This window comes from Carnobacterium inhibens subsp. inhibens DSM 13024 (assembly GCF_000746825.1).
GTDB lineage: Bacteria > Bacillota > Bacilli > Lactobacillales > Carnobacteriaceae > Carnobacterium_B > Carnobacterium_B inhibens.
Window position 1 is genome coordinate 1,355,082 of the sequence record NZ_JQIV01000006.1, and the last position, 20,851, is coordinate 1,375,932.

Here is a 20,851-nt window from a genome sequence, read left to right on the forward strand (position 1 = left end):
ATACTAGTGTTTTTATCTTTTTCTATCTTCTTATACTTTATTTACTCCTACATTATATATTAAGCAAATTCTGTGCCAATACACTTTTTGCTGGAAACGCTATTATAAGTAAACTTTAGTAAGTACACAGTAAAAAAACAAAAATACACACTGTTGTTAGTGTGTATTTTCATCCTATTTAGTACTGTCTGCTATTCCTATTTTATGATCCAAATTAGTAATTTTTTTGTACGATTACTTCAGAATAATAATTTAGTAATTTTGCATACAACCATTTTCATTAGCTATGTGATGCAAATGTACCGATTGGCAATTGGTCATTCAATAATTCGTCTGATGGATCCAAGTTTCTTTTTTGTTTTTTACCAGTTTCCCAATAAAGGACCAATATACCAAGTGTTAAAATTGAGCTTAAGATATATGTTAATGTGCTCAATCCCATACCCAAGCCAATTGGTTCACTAAATATATAAACCACACAAGCATAGAGCATGAATATGCCTGGAAGAAGAGTCACAAAGTAATTTTTATTTTTCAAATACAAGTAACGTGTTGAGACTAATAGAGAAATTACTGCCGTAACTTGATTTGCCCAGTTGAAATATCTCCATAAGATATTAAAATCAACTTGCGTTAAAACTAACGAGATTGCGTACAAAGGAATGGTTACCATCAATATTTTTTTCAGTGTATCTTGTTTAATGTGCAGATAATCTGCAGCTATCGTCCGTAAACTTCTAAAAGCAGAAAGTCCTGAAGAAATCGGTAAAACAATTACGCCGATAATCGCAACTGTCCCAAAGACACTACCCAACAGCATGTAAGATACTTGGTTAACTACAAGTGAAGGAGTCCCATTATTGATCATTTGGCTGAGTGTTTGCCCGTCAAATAAAGACATTGAAGCTGCAGCCCAAATCATTGCAATCACACCTTCAGCAATCATCATGCCATAAAAAGTAAATCGTCCTTCTTTTTCATTTTTAGACGTTCTAGAAACCATTGGCGCTTGTGTAGCATGAAAACCAGACAAAGCTCCACAAGAAATGGTAAAGAATAGAGCAGGAAAAATAGGTGTACCTTCTGGATTAAAGTTTTGCATCGTACCTGGTGTTAAGTTCGGTATGGTGTGCCCGCCAAAAATCAAACTCAAACCAATAGCTAGTGTGCTGATAATTAAAATAGCCCCAAAATAAGGATAAACAGCACCCATTGCTTTATCGATTGGTAAAATGGTTGAAACGAGATAATACATAAAAATCAATCCAATTATTACACCTAATGTTAACCAGTCAGGTGTAATACTTTCAATCAAATTAGCTGGTGAAGTAACGAAAACCGTACCAACTAACATCAAAAGTAGCATAGAAAATATGTTCACGACATGTTTTACCGGTTTCCCTAAGTATTTGCTAGCTAATTCTGGCAAGTGGGCACCATCATTTCGTAAAGAAATCATACCTAGCATATAATCGTGCACTGCTCCTCCTAGAATACAACCTACGATAATCCAAATGTAAGCAACTGGTCCGTAAAGCGCTCCCATTATTGGTCCGAAAATAGGGCCTGTTCCTGCAATATTTAATAATTGAATAATAGCATTTTTAGATTTAGACATTGGGACAAAATCGTAGCCGTCTCTCAATGCTTCTGCAGGCGTTGTACGATCCGGATCAATACCAAAATTCTTTTCAATATACTTTCCATAAATAAAATAACCTAAAATTAATAACGCGATACCACCCAACAACGTAATCATTTTTCCTACCTCCTTATAGTATTAAGCAAAAAATTGGCGTTGCCAATTTTTTTATAGCCCTACTGTACTATAAAAAATGAGGTTTAGGATCCAAATCAAGCTGACATAGCAAAACTGCTAGCTAAAGTGCCCGCCAGCAGTTCTCAAATTCATTTAATCAATGAGCCATTACAATCCTACTTCTTCTTTAAATTGTTTCATATAATGTCTACTTACCGGGATTTTCACTTGATTGCTCATCGTAACGAGAAACGTATGGTTAAACCACGGCTGTATTTCTAGGATCTCTTTCATGTTAAGCAAATAAGAGCGGTGTACTCGCAAAAAAGCATGCCCTTTCACTTTTTCTTCATAGGCGTTTAAAGGTTCAGTCGCAGTGTATTCTTTCTCATCAGTATAGATAGTTGTAATGCCGTTTTCCACAGCGATAGCAATAATGTCTTCGATTTTAACAATGTAGATACGCTCGTCCATTTGAATAGGGATCGTCTTTAAGTATTCTTGTTTGTCCTCCGCTTGCAATTGTACCCGTTCTTTTTGATATCTAGTGTACGCTTTTTGGACAGCATCTTGAATTCGAGGCAATTCAAACGGTTTTAAAACGTAATCCGTTGCATTTAATTCAAATGCTTTTATGGCATATTCATCATAAGCGGTCGCAAAAATAATCATTGGCGGATTCTTTAACTGGTTGATTTTATTCGCTAACGTCAGTCCGCTTTCACTGGTCAAATGAATATCTAAGAAAATCAAATCTATTTCATGCTGCAGCATTTTTTCCAAAGCTTCTTCAATAGATTCGGCTTCAACGATAGCTGTAATTCCTTCACAACGTTCCAATAAATACGCCAGTTCATTCCTAGCTAATGGTTCATCATCCACTATTAAGGTATACATTTTTATCCCTCCATTCCTTGGTAAGGTATCTTGCAAAAAACAACGGTTCCTTGTTCTGAAGATTTAAAGTTCAATTGAGCTTTATCCCCAAATAAACTGATCAGGCGCTTATTTAAATTTTCTAAAGCTGATCCGGTTCCTTTTTCAGAAGTAACACTTTCTTTGCCTAATTTTCCAAGCCTATCCTCTTCTATCCCATAACCATTGTCTTGTACACTTACGAGAATGTCCTGATTCATCTTATTGACCGTTACTTGGACTAGATTATCCACTTTCCGGTTTTTAAATGCATGTTTAAAGGCATTTTCTACCAATATTTGAATCACAAATGGAGGCAATAAAATATTCTTCAACCCATTTTCTATGTTCATTTCGACCTGATAGCGATCTGGAAAGCGCGCTTGTTCCAACTTCATATAAGCTTCTACTTGAAGCAGTTCTTTTTCTAAAGGAATCACATTCGTTCTGGCACCTTGCAGATTAGATCGGAAAAAGGTACTCAACTGCAGCAACATTTCGCGAGCTTTCTCACTATCCACTCGAATCAATGCAGAAATGGTATTGATGGTATTAAAGAAGAAATGTGGGTTTACTTGAGCTTGCAACGATTTGATTTCTGCATCTTGCAATAGTTGACTTTGCAATTCCATTTCGCCAAGTTCAATTTGACTGGAAAATATAGTAGCCAAGCCTTCCGCTAATTGTCTTTCAACAAAGGTCAACTTTGAGGCGTCAGTGAAATACAACTTTAACGTTCCAATCGTTTTTTCCTTTGACTTTAAAGGAATAACGATTGCAGCTTCTAATGGGCAGCCAGGGTGATCACACCCGATTTCTCCATGAGAATGTGCTTCTTTGATCTCTCCCGTTCGCAAAACTTCTTTAGATAAGTTGGTCACTATTTTTTTTGACGGAAAATGATGATCACTGGCTGCACCAACATGTGCTAAAATGCTATCTTTGTTGGTGATGCTTACAGCTGAAACTTTGATCAGCTTCTGAATGATTTTTGCTGCTTGCGTACAGGATTCTTCATTCATGCCCGAACGAAAATAAGGCATCGTTTCATTGGTCAATTGGAAAACATCATGGGTTTGGACGGCTCTTGTCTGTTCTTCCTGCCGCAATGTTGAGTCAATGATCGACAAGAAAATCCCTGTTCCAATACTGTTCGTCAAAATCATGGGCAACCCAATAAATTTGACTAAATTTACAGCTTCTTGGAAGTTTGTACTTAATAAAATAATACACACCATTTGGACAGCTTCCATTGCTGCACCAAAGACGAGTCCCTCTCCAACTTTTGGATAAGTATTTTCCCGAATAGACTTCAACCCATATAACCCGGAAAATAATCCAACTAATATAGATGAAATCACGTAAATATAAGCGTCCATTCCGCCTTGAAGATAGCGGATAGCTCCCGAAATGATTCCTACACTCACACCTATGATCGGTCCTCCTATCAATCCTGAAACACCAATCGTCAATACACGTGTATTAGCCAGCGAAGAATGGGTGGCTAAGTCAGTAAATGGTTGATCGATCATAATTTGATTTCCGTCAATTTCTATACCGGTAAAATTAGAAATAATAGCAAATATTCCGAATACTACAATCAGCTGAACCATCGTACTTGCTCTTCTTCGATTTCCTAAAAGATTTTTAAAATAAGGAATATTCATTAAAATATATGCCAAAATAATAATCAATCCGCCACGTTCAAGCATTAAAATAAATAAGTTGAACATCTTTTCACTTCCTAAAGTTTGATGTCTTTAGTTTACCTTACAAAAACCCGTTATGCACACAAATAAATAGAGCTCCACCATCAATTGACGCAGAGCTCTATTTATTCATTTTTCTATCTATTTTATTGAGTATTATTATTTTTGTATTCTAAAATGTCTCCAGGTTGACAGTCTAATGCTTTGCAAATCGCCTCTAAAGTTGAAAAACGGATCGCTTTTGCCTTTCCATTTTTCAATATCGAAAGATTAGCCATTGTAATTCCAACCTTTTGGGAAAGTTCGGTTACGCTCATTTTTCGTTTAGCCAACATTACATCAATATTGATTATAATTGCCATATTATTCACCTCAGATTAGACTATTAAATCATTTTCCTTTTTTATCTCAATAGCATCTTGCAAAAGTCTTTGGAGAACAGCAGCAAAGACTGCGATAACCAATGATGCAAAAATTGGGACTATCCCGACTAAGACAAACCCTGGGGCATCATCTATTTGTGCTAAACCAAAAACAAATGGTAGAATTACCACATATAAACCACTGATTACCAAAGCACAAAATTTAATTTTTTTTAGCGCTTTAACAGATAGATCAGAGAACGCTTGGTTCTTGTCAATATAGCTTAACAATTTAAATGCCTGATACAGAGCAATGAAAAAAGGGATAGTAGATATATACATACCAATTATGATGGGATAGAGTACTTGGTCATAATCTGGATTTGCCGGATTACTTATTAACCCAATCAATCCGAAAATACACAATGCAATAATCGGAAGACCAATAAAAAGAACGGCTAACTTCAAAAATAATGTTGTTCCTCGTTTCATAAAATAACCTCCTCACTTATTATATATAAATATTAGCTTGTTTTTTATCGAATATCAATAAATACATATCACTTTAAGATAAACTTATATTGTTATCAAAAGATCAGGCACATTAATAATTTGTTCCATAAGGTTATTTGACTAACAAGGTTGTAAAATATATAGTTGAAACAAGAATTACTCAAAAAGTTTATTTACTAATAGGATCGATCACTTTCTCAGAGCGACTAACTTCATTTCAGGAGGGATTACATGGACATCTTTTCAGACTATTTAGCAAACATTGATAATATACAGCAGCGGGAACGAACAGGAGAAGTACTAACTTGGGTAGCAAAGACCTTTCCAAAATTGAAACCAAGAGTTGGATGGAATCAGCCCATGTTTACCGATCACGATACATTTATTATTGGCTTTAGCGTATCCAAAAATCATATGTCTGTGGCGCCTGAAAAAGCAGGAATCCGTCAATTTTCTAATGAAATTGTACAAGCTGGCTATAATCCCACTAAGGAAATTTTCCGTATCCAGTGGAACAGCCCGATAGATTTCTCATTACTTGAAAAAATAATCGAATTTAACATTTTAGATAAAGCAGATTGTTCAACTTTTTGGCGAAAATAAGGAGTTCTCAATATGAAAAATAATCGATTACAAGTAATTGGTACTATTCTTTTAGATAGTAGTTTTCTGTTATATTTTATTGTTTTTTCACACGATTTAACCCTATCTATACCTGATATTAAAGAATGGATCACGATAATACTGGTACTGATTTTTTCAGTCTATACAACGTTTGACACATTCAAAAAAATTATTCTAAAGTAATGCTTAGGAGAAGGAATATGAGAACTAGAAAACAACTTATAGTTACGCTATTACTAGTTTTTCTGGCAGTTATTCTAAGTACTATCTTTAGATTTTCACCTGCAATAGATAATCTATTCTTACTATTTTTTGTTTTATTAGGATACTGGTTTTCTTATGTTAATTACAAAAAAAAGAACAACTGATGTATACTAAACAGCATCACACTGCTTTTAACTATTTTGATTTTTTAAACAGAAATTTTATTTAGTAAAGGAGAATTTTATATGAAACATTATTTTCATTTGCCAATAGATTCAAAATTATCCCTTGTACAACCTACTGTAGACATGGCATCCACGCTTTTTGATTTGGTGGATAGTGATAGAGAACACATCAGACAATTCCTTGACTTTGTGGACGTAACTAAGGAACCAACTGATGAAATCAAGTACATAAACATGAAATTATCAGGTCAAGTAAAAGGAACGGATAGACTATTTTTAATTTCCTATGAAGATAAATTAGTTGGTTCTATTGATTTACATTTTATTGATTCTCGCAATAAAAAGGCAGAAATAGGCTATTGGATCCATTCTTCTCAAGCAAAAAAAGGAATGACAACTAAATGTGTTAAAAAAGTATGCCAAATAGCTTTCGAAGAAATGGGATTAAATAAATTAACTATTGTTGCTGATACTGAAAATATAGGCAGTAACGCAGTGGCGATAAAAAGCGGATTTTCTTTAGTTGGAACAGATAAAGAAGATATCATTATGTATGGTGATTTACGCGATATGAATAAATATTCCCTTTTGAAATCTGAATTTAAGCTCTAAAAATCCAAGTAGTTCAAGAGGGTATTAGTAGTTTATTTATTTATTATTTTTGTCGGTATCTGTTTAATTGTTTCAATGATTTAAATCTACTAACCTTTGAAAGAGCGGAGTATTCAAATGAATAAACTAAAAGAAATACTATTCATTATATTAATATTCTTTATTTTTTATTCCATGTTATGTACATTAATAGCTTTAATAGTTGCAACATATAAAACAGTTAGATATAAACTATCGTTCAAAGAGTCGTACAGAGACACTTTTTTGTACTTTTTCTTTGAAATGTTTGATCCGTTCAATTATTTTTAAAAGTATTAGTTAAGTTATAACGGTCTTTTCTATGACCTATCCTATTTAGCATGAAAAAACACTTATTTTATTTTAACATTAAGTGTTTTTCTCCCATTCTATATGTAACATCCTAGTCAATTATTTTTAATTAGGATGTTTATTCATTTTGTTTTTTTAGCTCTTCACTAATCTCACTTAAATACTTATTTTGCTCTTTAGTTAATTTCATGAATTTCAATACTGCATAAACAACGAATATCAAAACTACCGGCCAAAATAAAATAATTAACACACTATAAAGTTGAAAAAGAACATCTGAAAAAACCATAAAATTCCTCCATATTAGACAAATAAAAATTATCTGCTTATTTATATTATAGAAAATTATAATATTCATTAAACATTACATTCGTTGTTTTTATTATACTTTAAATAAAACAAATAATCGTCAATTTTTTTGTTATGTATTTATGGATAACCTATATAAATTGCACAAGATTTCTTTTCTAATTTATTTAACTTATTAATTTTGAAAGACAAAATTCATCTTTGTATTCTCCATTAATAAAAAGTGAATCTTTCTTTCGCCCATCAATTTCGAAGCCCATTTTTTGATAAAGATTTAAAGCGGCTTCATTTGTCGTTAAAACAGTTAACTCTAATCGATGAATCTGTTGCTGTTTAGCTAACTCAAAAAGAGCATGGAAAAGCGCAGCACCTATACCTCGGCCACGGACTTCACTATGAATGCCAATTGCAATATAAGCTTTATGAGCCACTCTTTTAGGATTATCTTTCTTTACCATCATGTATCCTAATAAACGTTGGTCTTCTACAGCAACTAATACGTTTACTCTTGAAATCATTTGGATTGCATGCTCAATGGATAAAGTACGTTCTCCTGGGTCAAATAGCATATTTCCAGACTCTTCTACATTCTCTATGACCTTTATAAGTTGTGCAACATCTTCTATACCGGCTTTTCTAATTTTCATAGACAGCTCCTTAATACTTAATTTTGTTTAGTATACTACTACATCGTACACTGAAGACAGTTCAAAAGTGTTTTCGCTACAAAGTCTATTCTACTATCATCTAATGAATCAAAATGCTGCATGAACAAAAAATCATTTTTCCATCTTAGCAATTTTAAATACCATATATGTGCTCAAATAAGCTAATATCATTTCACATATGAATATAAACAAATAAATAAATACTGCGCCTCTCATTTCATCAGGATTAGGTATTAGATTTCCAAAAAAGAAACCAACTAGATTATTAATAATATATAGAAAAATAATCATTAAAATGATTTTGGTAATTGAAATTATCACTGTTTTCATAATTTTATCTCCTTGAATTTATACTTAAGTAAACTCACGTATTAAGATTTGAACTTTTTTGTATATCTATAATTAAGGAAGGAAATTTCAGCTCAGTGCCTTCATTACGTGGATCAAATTTTTTTGACCGAAAAATCACTCCCTGTTCACCACTCCATTCATTTTGATGAAATTCCCCATTTTCATCAAAATATTCTAGTAAGTTCACTTGGAACCCACTGGACTCAAATAAAGCTGTAAGTGAACGATAATTATATACAATTTTATGACTCGCAGCCGGATGATTCGGGTCTCCTGGTCCTCCAATTTTAATTATATTTTGATAATCCTTATCTAAAAAATACCCATCTGGTACAGCACATCGAATGTAACCACCTGCTTTTAAATATAAGAAGCAAATTTTTGCTGCCTTTAGTCCTTCTTCCCATGTAAGATGTTCCCAAACATGTTCTGCTAAAATTGCGTCTATAGATTCTCTTTTAAAATTTTTTTCCCACGTAAGTTGATCTAATAAATCAAGTTCCTCTTTTTGAGATTTGATCCATTCTGGATTGTTATCGTATTCTCCAACACCAATTACTACACGCAGCAAATTCCCTTCCATTATTGCACCTCTTCCTCGTTCTACTTTTATTCCTGTACCCAATTATATTTATCTACCACTGTACGCGTTTAACCAATGATAAGGCTGCAATTCTTCTAACGTTTTAAATATTAAGTCATTATTTTTTGTAGTAACTGCAGCTTTTACTTCTGATCCCCAATACACTAGGCGCTCTTGGCATGTTCCGCATGGTGTTAAAATTTTAAAAGGAGCCTTTTCATCATCTCTAACGATGCATATACTATGCGTTACGGGGACATTTAATTTATGTGCTTCTAGTATCGAACCTGTTTCCATACATAATTCTGTTGAGGCGTTAAGAACGTCTGGAGATACACTAGTTAAGATTTGATTGTCTTTTGTATACATAGCAGCCGCACCTCCCCAACCTATTGGATATCTTTCTTCTATTAATTGAACCGCTGCTTCATATAAATCTTTTTCTATATTCATTATTTTTCTCCCTAAGGTTTTTCTCCCTAATGTTATATTTATTAGTTTATTTATAACATACGGTATCTATATAATCATATAATTTGTTGAAATTACCCGTTGGATTTGTCGTATTTATAAGCCTATTTAGTTTACCTCAAAAAAAGAAAGCGTTATCCTTAATATAACCTATTAAGGAGGCCTTTTTATGAAAAAAAAGAAAATTCCCCAATTTTTAATAATGGGGCTATGTGGTACAGTATTGGTAGGATGTTCAAATAATGGAGATACAGGTGACACGTCATCATCTGACAATGAGTCAGAAGAAACGCAAAGCATGGACACAACTAGCAATGAAAGCAGTTCAGCTGCTTCTGAAGCAAGTAGTAGTTCAAGTAGCGAAGAAGCAACCAGCTCTTCTTCTGTTAATGAAGAAAGCCAAGAAAAGCCTTCACACCAACCCGTTGGAGTATCTTCTGAATTGAAAATGAATCCTGACCATGTCTTATTGCCAACAGCTTTTCCAACCACTGAATCCTCTTCAGTTACAGCCGATATAATAACAAATGAAGTAGATAACTATACCGTTAGTTATACGGATGACCAAGGAGAATTAGCTGAAGTTACTGGAACAATTTATGAAAATTCCGATTTGGCAAGTGAAGAAATGGATACCTTCTCAAATGGAAAATCCATAAGCCCCTATGAAGAAGGCGGTTCAGATTTGGGCTATGGTATTACCGGCTATGGAGAAGGCGCTGCTGGGACTCAATACTTTAGCTGGGAAGAAGGAAACTGGCTGTTTTCTATCAGTTCTATTAGTGAAGATCAAATGGATAACCCTGGAATTGCAAAAAAAATAGTGGGTTATTTAGAAGATCATTATCTTCCAGCTCCTGATGGTCAAGGTGTCGTTTATATACAATACCCACAAGGCGGAGAAGAAGTTAATGTAGATATTCGTTGGCAAGACGGCAACATAGTTTACCAACTGAGAACTACTAGAGTTCCATTAGAAGCCTTAGAAATGACCGTTTCAATGAATCAATCATAAAGTTTAAACCTTTATCTTTATCAAACACAAACTCTTCTAAATTTGGAAAAACAAAAAAAAGAATTGCCTCACAGAGACAATTCTTTTTTTATTCTTATAGTTTATCTTTTATTTTATTCACGATGCCTTTCGTAGGAGTTGTAGCTGGTTTTATTATTGCATTTAGTTTGTTTGATTCCTTAAACTAAAGAAATCTAAGACCACATGCTTTCCTTACTAAAAAAATATAAAAATAAAAAGCAAAACTGATTGATATAAGTTAGGCTAAATCCCTTCTTATATCAATCAATTTTGCTATATTCTAATTTGATAGATTATAAATAAATCTAAAATCTGTATTTAATTTCAAGTGTATAGTGATACTTATTTAAACTTATTTCCTTTTAATCAATTACTATGGTTTCTAAATTAACCAATTTTGCCCAGTCTTGGATTTGCTCTACTGTTAACACTAGCGAAACCACTGTATGGTGTCCACCACCAGATTGTATCCATTTTGTTACCCCATCTTTGAAGTTTGGTTTAGGCTTCCATAACACTCGCGCTACTGGCAAATTAGGCGCTTCTTGAGTTGGTACTTCAGCTTCTACAGCATTTATCAATAAGCGGTAATGGGTTCCCAAGTCTAACATTGAAACTACTACTCCACTTCCAGCAGCACCATCAAATACTAAACGAGCCGGATCTTCTTTATCGCCAATACCAAGGGGTTGTACAATTACTTTTGGTTTATTGCTCGCTAGTGTAGGATCCACTTCCAACATATGGGATTGTAAGATTGTTTCATTTCCTTCTGTTAAATCATACGTGTAATCTTCCATAAACCCAGTTTGTTTATTTTTAGCCATAATTTTCATTAATCGGTCTAATGCAGCTGTTTTCCAGTCGCCTTCTCCAGCAAAACCATAACCTTCAGCGTTTAAGCGTTGAACCGCCATTCCTGGTAGTTGTTTCATGCCGTGTAAGTCTTCAAAATTAGTTGTAAAGGCTGTATAACCACCTGCTTCAAGGAATCTTCGTAAACCAATCTCGATTTTAATTTGTTCTTTTACGTGTTCTTCATAATAAGCTGGCTCATTATTTCCTAGTTCAAATTCATATAGATTTTGGCACTCTTCATAAGTAGCTTGAATTTCTTCTTTAGTTACTTTTTCCATTTCCGCTACTAAATCACCAATGCCATAGTAGTCTACAGTCCAACCAAACTGGATAGCTGCTTCCACTTTATCTCCTTCTGTTACGGCAACATGTCGCATGTTATCTCCAAAGCGTGCTACTTTAATACTTTGACTTTCAATAAATCCGATAGCTGAATCCATCCACAAAGAAATATCTTGTTGGACAGATTTGTTTCCCCAATAACCCACAACAATTTTGTTATTTTTTTTCAAACGCGCATTAATAAAACCATATTCACGATCTCCGTGAGCAGATTGGTTTAAATTCATAAAATCCATATCAATTGTGTCCCAAGGGATTTTTTCGTTAAATTGTGTAGCTAAATGAAGTAGTGGTTTTTGCAATAACTTTGTACCAGCAATCCACATTTTTGCTGGGGAGAATGTGTGCATCCATGTAATCACACCAGCAACGCTATCTTGGTAATTCACTTCTTTCATGACGTTTTTAATTTCATCTGAAGTAGTTACTAGTTCTTTAAAAACCAATGGATAAGATAATACTTTACTTTTATTTAGCCCATCAACTATCTGAATAGCGTGTTCCTTAACTTGGTTTAATGTTTCTTCTCCGTATAAATTTTGACTCCCAACAACGAACCAGAATTCTTTAGCATTTGTTTTCAACATTTTAATTAGCTCCTCTATTTTTTAATTTGCCCATAATAAGCATTTTTTCCATGTTTTCTTTTAAAGTGTTTATCTAACAGTACTTGATCCATTCTAATATCAGATGGATTCAATTGTAGTGAGTGATAGGTCATTTCAGCTACTTGTTCCAATACTACCGCATTGTGAACAGCGTTCTCTGCAGATGTTCCCCATGTAAATGGTCCATGATCATTAACCAATACTCCAGGAACTTCATCTGGTGAAAGCCCTTTTTTATTAAAGGTTTCAATAATGACTGTTCCTGTTTGTTTTTCATACTCAGTTACGATTTCACTCTCTTTCATTTCCCGAGTTACTGGAATATCTCCATAAAAGTAATCTCCCTGTGTGGTTCCCGCTGCAGGTATAGAAAGACCAGCTTGAGCAAAAGAAACAGCCCAAGGTGAGTGAGTATGAACGACACCTTGTATATTAGGAAATGCTTTATACAGTTCAATATGTGTAGCCGTATCACTTGAGGGATTTAAGTCACCCTCAACCACTTGGCCCTCCAAGTCCACTACTACCATGTCTTCTGGTTTTAAGTAGTCATAGTCAACTCCACTTGGCTTAATAACAACGAGCCCTTTCTCACGATCGATACCACTAACATTTCCCCACGTAAACGTAATAAGTTGATATTTTGGTAACAGCATGTTAGCTTTATAGACTTCTTTTTTTAATGCATCTAACATTTTTACCCTCCTCTTTTTTATTCCATCACTTTATTTAATCGCTTAGTATAATTTCTTTAATTATCGTAGATAATCAACTGCCGCTTGTTCAATTGGTAATCCTTTTTGATAACGGTCAACAAATACTTCAAATCCAGCCACATCTTCTTTAAGTGGTGCAATGGTCGTCCCTTTTTCATCTTTAAACACTTTAGTATCTAGGAATTCATCCAAAGATTCATTAGTATCCTTTTCACGTAAGTAAGCAGCTAGAAGAGCAATTCCCCAAGCTCCACCTTCTCCAGCAGTCTCCATAACAGTCACAGGTGCGTTCATCACTGTTGCCATGATTTGTTGTCCTACTTTTTTAGTTTTAAAAATCCCACCATGTCCGACAACTTTATCGATAGTAATCTGTTCTTCTTTCGTCAAAATATCCATTCCAATTTTCATAGCACCAAATGCTGTAAATAAATGCACACGCATAAAGTTAGCAAGCGTAAATTGACTCCCGGGTTGACGAACAAACAAAGGTCTGCCTTCACTCATATGAGTAATATTTTCACCAGAATAATACCCATATGATAATAACCCTCCACCTTCTGGATTACCTTTTAATGCCTCATTAAATAAAAGACTAAACAAGTCACTTTTATCCAACTGTAATCCAGCTGCGACTGCAAATTCAGCAAAAATATTCACCCAAGCATTTACATCTGAAGAACAATTATTTGTATGCACCATACCAACTAAACTTCCAGAAGGGGTCGTAACCAAATCGATTTCAGGATGAACATTTTTCAATTCTTTTTCTAAAACAATCATCGCAAATGCAGAAGTACCAGCTGAAACATTCCCCGTACGTTCAGCCACACTATTAGTTGCGACCATTCCTGTACCGGCATCGCCTTCTGGTGGACAAAATGGAATACCAGATTTTAAATTCCCAGAAGGATCTAATAGATTTGCTCCCTCTTCTGTTAAGACACCTGCATTCTCACCTGCAGTTAGAATAGATGGTAAGATACCTTCGAGGTTCCAATCGTATTCTTTTTCTTTGATGAGGTCATCAAATTGGTCAATCATTTTTTGATGATAGCTTTTAGTTTCCGTATCAATTGGGAACATTCCTGAAGCATCCCCAACTCCAAGAACTTTTTCACCAGTTAGTTTCCAGTGAATATATCCGGAAAGCGTTGTCAAGAAATCGATTTCATTTACATGTTCTTCATTATTTAATATCGCTTGATATAAATGAGCGATACTCCAACGTTGTGGAATTGGATAGTTAAAATGTTTAGTTAACTCTTTTTCTGCTTGTTCAGTCATCGTATTTCGCCAAGTTCGAAAAGGAACTATCAACTCTTCTTGTCTGTCAAACGCCATGTATCCATGCATCATAGCACTAAATCCGATAGAACCTATAGTTGTTAATGCTACATCATATTGTTCTTGAACATCATCAACCAGTACTCGATAGCTTTCTTGTAAACCCTTCCAAACATCTTCAAGTGAATATGTCCAAATTCCTTCTTCCAAACGGTTTTCCCATTCATAACTTCCTGATGCGATAGGGCGATGAGTTGAATCAATCAACACCGCTTTAATCCTAGTAGAGCCGAACTCAATCCCAAGAGAAGTTTGATTATTCAAGATACTTTTTTTAATCTTTTCGTAACTACTTTTCATTTTTCGTATTCACTCCTCAGTTAGTTTATAACAATTTCCTTACTAGAAAGCGCTAACAATTCTACATTAAAATTATAACCTTAATGTACGTACACGTCAATAAATAAATAATAATTTGTACGTACATTAGTCATGTTTTTTGTTTTTAAGAGTGAATACCTATCTTATATCTATTTATTTTCAATCGTTGAAGAACGTATTATCAATTCTGGTTCATATATAATAGATTGTTGTTTAAAGGAATTCTTTTCAACTGCCTGTATAATCCAATTTGCTGCATCTCTACCTAATTGTTCTTTAGGGTGATTAATAGAAGTTAATTTTATATCAGTTGCTGTACTCATAAAAGAATTGTCATGACTGACAATTGAAATGTCTTGGGGAATTTTTTTTCCAATTTTAGAAATACATTCAATAACTTTGATAGCTATTTGATCGTTATAACAAACAAAAGCAGTTGGAGGATTTTCAAATTGTAAGATACGATCAATATTTTTTGGTAGTTCTTTTATATGCTCCGTATCAAAGGTAACCATTAAACTACCATCAAACGTCTTATTAACTTTACTGTAAGCTTTAACGAATCCTTTCATTCTTTCTTTTCCTTGTAAATCATCTGTTTTTGTTATCATGCAAATTTGAGTATGTCCAAGCTCTAGTAAATGTGAAGTTAATTTTTCACTTGCTAGCTTATCGTTCATCCTTATTGTTGGTGCTTCCAGTTCTTCATAAGAAGCATTAATAGATACATAAGGAATTCCTCTCTCTTGCATACGCAAATAATAGTTTAAATTAGGATTTAGTTCAGCACTTTTTGTAGGTTCAACAATCAGGCCATCAATATTTTTTTCAAGCATCATTTCAAGAATCTTTTTTTCATTGTTTACGTTATTTTGAGTACTAGACAATAATAAAGAGTACCCTTTTTTGCTTAACTCATCTTCTATTCCTCTAATAATTGATGGGAAAATATAATCAGACAAGTACGTAGTAATGACACCTATCGTCTTTTGTGATGTATCTTTTGAACCTAGTTGGTATTGATTGCTTACATACGTTCCTGACCCTTGTTCTCTTTTTAAATAGCCATCGTTTACTAACTCTGAAATGGACTGCCGTATAGTATGTCTGCTCACGTTAAATTTATCTTTCAGCTCTGCTTCTGAAGGTATTTTACTATCTATAATGTAATCCCCATTTAAAATAAGCTCTTTCAACTTATTTTTAATCACTATATATTTTGGTTCACTTCCCATAAGTTCGCTCCTCTCTAAACTTGTACGTACATATATTTTACAGCAAGTCATATGTAGTTGCAATGATCTACAAGTTTATTTCATTCAATCCATAACTTAATATAATTATATACACACACCTAAATATTTTTTAAAGTTGAATTACATTATCGTTATATTAAATGATTTTTGCAACTTTTATAGTTAGTATTTTATCCTTTTAAAATAAAGATTAAAATATAAAAAAAGCAGTTATGTCAACTTTTTAACTGTTGTCATAACTGCTTTAGTCAATTAGAAATGTTCTTTTAACTATTATCAACGCGTCTGTCTATATTCATTTTTTATTTTTTTCTTCTTAATTATAACATGGTCTTCAACTTATTGTAGATAGCTTGAGCATTCAATATCTCATAATCTTCATTATCAATTAGTCTATAAGGTACCTTTTTATAATTAAGTAATTCTTCTAATCTCGATATCTCATATTGAGATTGAGGACCCATTAATAACGCATCAATTTTTTGATCTCTTATAATACTCTCTACAATAATCGCAGGTGCTGAATAGATATGATAGTCTTTTTGTTCATCTTCTATAAGCTTTTGAATATTTTTTACAAGTAATCCTGTAGTAATGCCTGCTGTACATACAAGAAGGATTGTTTTACTCTTCAAAAGTTACCAACTCCTAAAATTTTATGTTTTATGTTGCTTTTCTTTTTCTGCTATAGACATCAAAAGCAACAGCAAGTAGTAATATTAAACCTTTTATAGCTTGTTGCCAATCAATTCCGACTCCCATAATAGACATTCCATTATTCAAAATACCCATTATCAATCCACCTATAACAGCTCCAAGAATTGTACCAATACCGCCTGAAGCTGATGCTCCACCTATATATACTGCGGCAATCGCATCTAATTCAAATCCGTTACCAGCATTAGGAGTAGCTGCATTCAATCTAGAAGCTACTATCAATCCAGCCAAAGCAGACAAAACGCCCATATTTACAAAAATCCAAAAAGTAAGTTTCTTTGTTTTAACACCTGACAATTCAGCGGCTTTTCGATTTCCACCTATTGCATATATCTGTCTTCCAAGGGTTGATTTTGTTGTTACAAATCCATAAATCATAATTAAGACAGCTAACAGAATTAAGATAACTGGATAACCTTGATAAGAAGCTAATACAAAAGTTAACAACATGATTGAAGCAAACATAATACCTACTTTAATGATAAACCATGCTGATGATTCAACTTCAAATAAATTATCTTTTTTTCTTTTACGTGCTTTCCACATGTTCCACACTGAAAGCAATGATAAAATTAATCCTATTAAGATTGAAGTTATATGCAATTCACCATTACTAATAAAATCAGGTATGTATCCTGAACTTAATTTAGTAAAAAATGTTGGAAAAGGTGCAAGAGTTGTACCGCCAAGAATGACCTGAGTTAACCCTCTAAAAGAGAGTAGCCCTGCTAACGTAACAATAAATGCAGGAATACCTATATATGAAACCCAAAAACCATTCCAAGCTCCAATTAATCCACCAATTAGTAATGAAGCTACAATAGCAACCATTGGATTCCATTGCCATTGAATCATCATAACAGCAGAAGCAGCACCTACAAAAGCCACTACTGATCCTACTGATAAATCAACATCTCCTAATAAGATGACCAATAACATACCTATAGCCAAAACCAATACATGACTATTTTGTAAAATCAAGTTGGTAATATTTAAAGGTTTCCAGAGGATTCCATCTGTTAAGATTTGAAAAGCTATTAAAATAGCTATTAAAATAAAAATCATACTATATTTACTAAGGATATCCAATGCTAGATCTTTAGTTGTTTTTTTCTCATTATTATTTTCTTTTGGCAGTATTTTTTTTCTATTTATCTGTTCCATTTAAATCATTGCCTCCTCAGCAGTCATCAATTTCATCAAATCTTCTTGTGTAGCTCCTTCTTTAGGGATATTACCCGTAAAACGGCCTGCATTCATTGTATAAATTCTGTCACACATACCTAATATTTCAGGTAATTCTGATGAAATTATACAAATAGCTTTTCCTGCACTTGCCATTTGTTCAATAATAGAATAGATTTCAAATTTTGCTCCTACGTCAATACCACGAGTAGGTTCATCAAGAAAAAGGACATCTGGTTCAGACATCAACCACTTACCTAAGACAACCTTTTGTTGATTTCCTCCACTTAAACTTCCTACATTTTGATAAACATCCTTTGTTTTTATTCGCATATTATCTCGATACTTCTCTGCTTCAATAATTTCTTTTTCTTTATCTATAACACCACTGCTTGAAATTTTAGATAAACTTGCTATCGTGATATTTTCTTTAATATCTTGTAATAAGTTCAATCCATAATTTTTTCTATCTTCTGAAAGATAAGCAATACGGTTTTTAATAGCATCTGACACATTATTCACTTTAATTTCTTTATCGTTCTTTATAATTTCCCCACTAATATTAGATCCATAAGACTTTCCAAACACACTCATAGCGAATTCAGTTCTGCCTGCTCCCATTAGTCCAGCTATACCTACTATTTCACCGGCATTAATGTGAAAATTAATATTATCGTTCACTTTTCTTGTTGTATCGAGAGGATGATAGACATTCCAATTCTTTACTTCAAATATTTTTTCTCCTATTTTAGGTTTTCTATCAGGATACCTGTTGGTCAAGTCTCTCCCAACCATTCCCTTAATAATACGATTTTCTTCAATTTGGTCATTTGACAATGTTTCAATTGCTTTTCCATCTCGAATAATTGTTACATTATCTGCAATAGCTGTTATTTCATTCAATTTATGAGAGATGATAATTGACGTTATTCCCTGTTTTTTAAATTCTTTGAGGAGCTCTAAAAGATTTTCACTATCATCTTCGTTTAGAGCCGCAGTTGGCTCATCTAATATTAGTAATTGAACATTCTTAGAAAAAGCCTTAGCTATTTCGACTAGCTGTTGCTGTCCAACTCCTAATTGAGTAACTAAAGCATTTGGGGAAATAGATAAACCAACTATGTTCAATAAATTCGATGCTTTCTTTTCAGTTAAATTCCAATCAATAATTCCTCTCTTTGATTGTTCATTACCTAAAAAGATATTTTCTTTTACTGACAAATATGGAATAAGTGCTAATTCTTGATGAATGATAACAATCCCTTTTTGTTCACTGTCAGATATTGATTTAAACTGATTAATTTCACCATTATAAATAATATCTCCCGAGTAATCTCCAAAGGGATACACACCACTAAGAACCTTCATAAGTGTTGATTTCCCTGCTCCATTTTCTCCACATAAAGCATGAATTTCTCCTTTTTTAACTTTAAGATTAACATTGTCTAACGCTTTTACTCCTGAAAAATCTTTTGTTATGTTTCTCATTTCTAATACAATATCAGACACATGATCACTCCTAATCTTATTCTGGATCTTATTCATAGAAATTTAGTTAAGATCCAGAATAATATGTTAGTTATTATTTACCAATTTCTTCTTCTGTATAATATTCGCTATCAATTAAAGCTTCTTTATAATTATTAACATCTACTGAAACTGGTTCTACAGTAAAAGTAGGAACGACTTTCACACCATTATCATATGTTTCTGTATCATTAACTTCTACTTCTTCATCATTCACAATGGCTTCAATCATATCGATTGTTACTGAAGCTAATTCTCTAGTGTCTTTAAAAATTGTTTGTGTTTGTTCACCGGCTACCATAGATTTAATTGCTGGTAAGTTAGCATCTTGTCCTGTAATAACGGGTAGTGGTTTGCTATCTGTACCATAACCTACTCCTTTTAGTGAAGAAATAATTCCTAAACTAATTGGATCGTATGGAGATAAAACAGCGTCTATCGTTTCTTCAGTGTAATTAGCACTTAAAAGATTATCCATACGCGATTGTGCAGTTGCTCCATCCCAACGCAACGTCGCAATTTGATTAAATTCAGTTTGTCCACTAGGAACAACTAATTGTCCATTATCAAGGTATGGTTTAAATACAGACATAACTCCATCAAAGTTAATAACAGCATTATTGTCATCTGGTGAGCCCCCAAATAATTCAATGTTAAAAGGACCTTCTCCATCTTTTAACCCTAAAGCATCTTCAATATAAGATGCACCTAAAACTCCAACGCCAAAATTATCAAATGTTGCATAGTAATCTACATTTTCACTATTCATAAGCAATCTATCATACGCAACAACTTCAATTCCTTCATCTTTGGCTTTTTGCAATACATCAGTTAAAGCTGATCCATCCACGGAAGCGATTACAAGAACATCTACGCCTTTTGTAATCATATTTTCAATTTGAGATACCTGATTACCTACAACGTCTTCCGCATATTGTAAGTCAGTTTTGTACCCTAATTCTTCTAATTCTGTAACCATGTTATTTCCATCATCGATCCATCGTTCTGCTGACTGTGTAGGCATGGAAATACCTATATACGCTTTTGATTCCTCTGCTTCAGAGCCTCCGCATGCTGCTAATAGTACAACTGACATTAATCCGACGAAAGTTAGAACCAATTTTTTGAAATTTTTTATAGTCATTTTTAATTTCTCCTTACTATTTTTTTTATTTACTATTTATTACTAAATTTAAACTAGGACTAAGTTAATTCTTTTCTAAAATCAGAATTTATTTACTTACCACCTTTCTTAATTTAGATATAATTTTTATAGTATAAATGATTAAAAAGTATAACAAGTCAACATTTAGTGCTTATCATATCATCTTAATTCTCCTTAT

General features: G+C 33.3%; 20 protein-coding genes. 3 read left to right on the forward strand and 17 right to left on the reverse strand.

Annotation, left to right across the window (positions count from 1 at the left end; all coding sequences use genetic code 11):
- Window positions 1-280 precede the first annotated feature (280 nt).
- The 5 genes from BR65_RS07595 to BR65_RS07615 all read right to left on the reverse strand — a co-directional run bounded on the left by BR65_RS07595 (window position 281) and on the right by BR65_RS07615 (window position 5,237).
- A complete protein-coding gene (locus BR65_RS07595) occupies window positions 281-1,759 on the reverse strand; it encodes a carbon starvation CstA family protein (protein WP_034537660.1) in 1,479 nt (492 codons plus the stop codon).
- Between the two features lie 168 nt (window positions 1,760-1,927).
- Window positions 1,928-2,656: a LytTR family transcriptional regulator DNA-binding domain-containing protein gene (locus BR65_RS07600; protein WP_007721936.1), complete on the reverse strand. Its 729-nt coding sequence runs from the start codon at window positions 2,654-2,656 to the stop codon at window positions 1,928-1,930.
- A 2-nt stretch (window positions 2,657-2,658) separates the two neighbouring features.
- On the reverse strand, window positions 2,659-4,407 hold the full coding sequence (locus BR65_RS07605; protein ID WP_029276686.1) for a sensor histidine kinase: 1,749 nt from the start codon (window positions 4,405-4,407) through the stop codon (window positions 2,659-2,661).
- Between the two features lie 122 nt (window positions 4,408-4,529).
- The gene (locus tag BR65_RS07610) at window positions 4,530-4,745 is read right to left on the reverse strand and encodes a helix-turn-helix domain-containing protein (protein ID WP_023179262.1); all 216 of its coding nucleotides are present in this window, start codon (window positions 4,743-4,745) and stop codon (window positions 4,530-4,532) included.
- 15 nt (window positions 4,746-4,760) lie between these two features.
- Window positions 4,761-5,237 (reverse strand): DUF2975 domain-containing protein, encoded by a 477-nt coding sequence (locus BR65_RS07615; RefSeq protein ID WP_034537663.1) that lies wholly within the window; start codon window positions 5,235-5,237, stop codon window positions 4,761-4,763.
- 252 nt (window positions 5,238-5,489) lie between these two features.
- On the opposite strand from BR65_RS07615, the gene BR65_RS07620 reads away from it, so the two are divergent.
- Window positions 5,490-5,861, forward strand: coding sequence for an iron chaperone (locus BR65_RS07620; RefSeq protein WP_034537664.1), 372 nt, complete (start codon window positions 5,490-5,492; stop codon window positions 5,859-5,861).
- Window positions 5,862-6,331: 470 nt separating this feature from the next.
- On the forward strand, window positions 6,332-6,883 hold the full coding sequence (locus BR65_RS07630) for a GNAT family N-acetyltransferase (RefSeq protein WP_034537667.1): 552 nt from the start codon (window positions 6,332-6,334) through the stop codon (window positions 6,881-6,883).
- 448 nt (window positions 6,884-7,331) lie between these two features.
- On the opposite strand, the gene BR65_RS13825 is transcribed toward BR65_RS07630, so the two are convergent.
- The 4 genes from BR65_RS13825 to BR65_RS07650 all read right to left on the reverse strand — a co-directional run bounded on the left by BR65_RS13825 (window position 7,332) and on the right by BR65_RS07650 (window position 9,577).
- Window positions 7,332-7,502: a hypothetical protein gene (locus tag BR65_RS13825; RefSeq protein ID WP_156098858.1), complete on the reverse strand. Its 171-nt coding sequence runs from the start codon at window positions 7,500-7,502 to the stop codon at window positions 7,332-7,334.
- Window positions 7,503-7,689: 187 nt separating this feature from the next.
- Complete coding sequence (locus BR65_RS07635; RefSeq protein ID WP_051932700.1) at window positions 7,690-8,169, reverse strand: GNAT family N-acetyltransferase; 480 nt, start codon at window positions 8,167-8,169, stop codon at window positions 7,690-7,692.
- Window positions 8,170-8,554: 385 nt separating this feature from the next.
- Window positions 8,555-9,124: a class I SAM-dependent methyltransferase gene (locus BR65_RS07645; RefSeq protein WP_034537672.1), complete on the reverse strand. Its 570-nt coding sequence runs from the start codon at window positions 9,122-9,124 to the stop codon at window positions 8,555-8,557.
- A 48-nt stretch (window positions 9,125-9,172) separates the two neighbouring features.
- Window positions 9,173-9,577 (reverse strand): cytidine deaminase, encoded by a 405-nt coding sequence (locus BR65_RS07650; RefSeq protein ID WP_034537673.1) that lies wholly within the window; start codon window positions 9,575-9,577, stop codon window positions 9,173-9,175.
- A 187-nt stretch (window positions 9,578-9,764) separates the two neighbouring features.
- Between BR65_RS07650 and BR65_RS07655 the strand changes: the two genes are divergently transcribed.
- Window positions 9,765-10,610: a hypothetical protein gene (locus BR65_RS07655; RefSeq protein ID WP_034537674.1), complete on the forward strand. Its 846-nt coding sequence runs from the start codon at window positions 9,765-9,767 to the stop codon at window positions 10,608-10,610.
- A 383-nt stretch (window positions 10,611-10,993) separates the two neighbouring features.
- Here BR65_RS07655 and araA read toward each other — a convergent pair whose 3' ends face one another.
- The 8 genes from araA to chvE form a co-directional block, all read right to left on the reverse strand.
- Window positions 10,994-12,418 (reverse strand): L-arabinose isomerase, encoded by a 1,425-nt coding sequence (araA, locus tag BR65_RS07660; protein ID WP_034537675.1) that lies wholly within the window; start codon window positions 12,416-12,418, stop codon window positions 10,994-10,996.
- A gap of 14 nt (window positions 12,419-12,432) precedes the next feature.
- Window positions 12,433-13,134: an L-ribulose-5-phosphate 4-epimerase gene (locus tag BR65_RS07665; protein WP_034537677.1), complete on the reverse strand. Its 702-nt coding sequence runs from the start codon at window positions 13,132-13,134 to the stop codon at window positions 12,433-12,435.
- 60 nt (window positions 13,135-13,194) lie between these two features.
- Window positions 13,195-14,802, reverse strand: a complete 1,608-nt coding sequence (locus tag BR65_RS07670; protein WP_034537678.1) for a xylulokinase — start codon at window positions 14,800-14,802, stop codon at window positions 13,195-13,197.
- A gap of 170 nt (window positions 14,803-14,972) precedes the next feature.
- The gene (locus BR65_RS07675; RefSeq protein ID WP_034537680.1) at window positions 14,973-16,058 is read right to left on the reverse strand and encodes a GntR family transcriptional regulator; all 1,086 of its coding nucleotides are present in this window, start codon (window positions 16,056-16,058) and stop codon (window positions 14,973-14,975) included.
- A gap of 341 nt (window positions 16,059-16,399) precedes the next feature.
- Window positions 16,400-16,714, reverse strand: coding sequence for a PTS sugar transporter subunit IIB (locus BR65_RS07680; RefSeq protein WP_034537681.1), 315 nt, complete (start codon window positions 16,712-16,714; stop codon window positions 16,400-16,402).
- Window positions 16,715-16,742: 28 nt separating this feature from the next.
- Entirely contained in the window at window positions 16,743-17,960 is a 1,218-nt protein-coding gene (mmsB, locus tag BR65_RS07685; protein ID WP_034537683.1) for a multiple monosaccharide ABC transporter permease, read from the reverse strand.
- A complete protein-coding gene (gene mmsA, locus BR65_RS07690; protein WP_425304618.1) occupies window positions 17,961-19,469 on the reverse strand; it encodes a multiple monosaccharide ABC transporter ATP-binding protein in 1,509 nt (502 codons plus the stop codon).
- A 94-nt stretch (window positions 19,470-19,563) separates the two neighbouring features.
- Window positions 19,564-20,646, reverse strand: coding sequence for a multiple monosaccharide ABC transporter substrate-binding protein (gene chvE, locus BR65_RS07695; RefSeq protein WP_211251502.1), 1,083 nt, complete (start codon window positions 20,644-20,646; stop codon window positions 19,564-19,566).
- Window positions 20,647-20,851: the final 205 nt, after the last annotated feature.

Excerpts from the sequence above, each read along its gene's own strand:
- BR65_RS07595 (WP_034537660.1), bottom strand. The coding sequence starts at position 1,759 with ATGATTACGTTGTTGGGTGGTATCGCGTTATTAATTTTAGGTTATTTT.
- BR65_RS07600 (WP_007721936.1), bottom strand. The coding sequence starts at position 2,656 with ATGTATACCTTAATAGTGGATGATGAACCATTAGCTAGGAATGAACTG.
- BR65_RS07605 (WP_029276686.1), bottom strand. The coding sequence starts at position 4,407 with ATGTTCAACTTATTTATTTTAATGCTTGAACGTGGCGGATTGATTATT.
- BR65_RS07610 (WP_023179262.1), bottom strand. The coding sequence starts at position 4,745 with ATGGCAATTATAATCAATATTGATGTAATGTTGGCTAAACGAAAAATG.
- BR65_RS07615 (WP_034537663.1), bottom strand. The coding sequence starts at position 5,237 with ATGAAACGAGGAACAACATTATTTTTGAAGTTAGCCGTTCTTTTTATT.
- BR65_RS07620 (WP_034537664.1), top strand. The coding sequence starts at position 5,490 with ATGGACATCTTTTCAGACTATTTAGCAAACATTGATAATATACAGCAG.
- BR65_RS07630 (WP_034537667.1), top strand. The coding sequence starts at position 6,332 with ATGAAACATTATTTTCATTTGCCAATAGATTCAAAATTATCCCTTGTA.
- BR65_RS13825 (WP_156098858.1), bottom strand. The coding sequence starts at position 7,502 with ATGGTTTTTTCAGATGTTCTTTTTCAACTTTATAGTGTGTTAATTATT.
- BR65_RS07635 (WP_051932700.1), bottom strand. The coding sequence starts at position 8,169 with ATGAAAATTAGAAAAGCCGGTATAGAAGATGTTGCACAACTTATAAAG.
- BR65_RS07645 (WP_034537672.1), bottom strand. The coding sequence starts at position 9,124 with ATGGAAGGGAATTTGCTGCGTGTAGTAATTGGTGTTGGAGAATACGAT.
- BR65_RS07650 (WP_034537673.1), bottom strand. The coding sequence starts at position 9,577 with ATGAATATAGAAAAAGATTTATATGAAGCAGCGGTTCAATTAATAGAA.
- BR65_RS07655 (WP_034537674.1), top strand. The coding sequence starts at position 9,765 with ATGAAAAAAAAGAAAATTCCCCAATTTTTAATAATGGGGCTATGTGGT.
- araA (WP_034537675.1), bottom strand. The coding sequence starts at position 12,418 with ATGTTGAAAACAAATGCTAAAGAATTCTGGTTCGTTGTTGGGAGTCAA.
- BR65_RS07665 (WP_034537677.1), bottom strand. The coding sequence starts at position 13,134 with ATGTTAGATGCATTAAAAAAAGAAGTCTATAAAGCTAACATGCTGTTA.
- BR65_RS07670 (WP_034537678.1), bottom strand. The coding sequence starts at position 14,802 with ATGAAAAGTAGTTACGAAAAGATTAAAAAAAGTATCTTGAATAATCAA.
- BR65_RS07675 (WP_034537680.1), bottom strand. The coding sequence starts at position 16,058 with ATGGGAAGTGAACCAAAATATATAGTGATTAAAAATAAGTTGAAAGAG.
- mmsB (WP_034537683.1), bottom strand. The coding sequence starts at position 17,960 with ATGGAACAGATAAATAGAAAAAAAATACTGCCAAAAGAAAATAATAAT.
- mmsA (WP_425304618.1), bottom strand. The coding sequence starts at position 19,469 with ATGAGAAACATAACAAAAGATTTTTCAGGAGTAAAAGCGTTAGACAAT.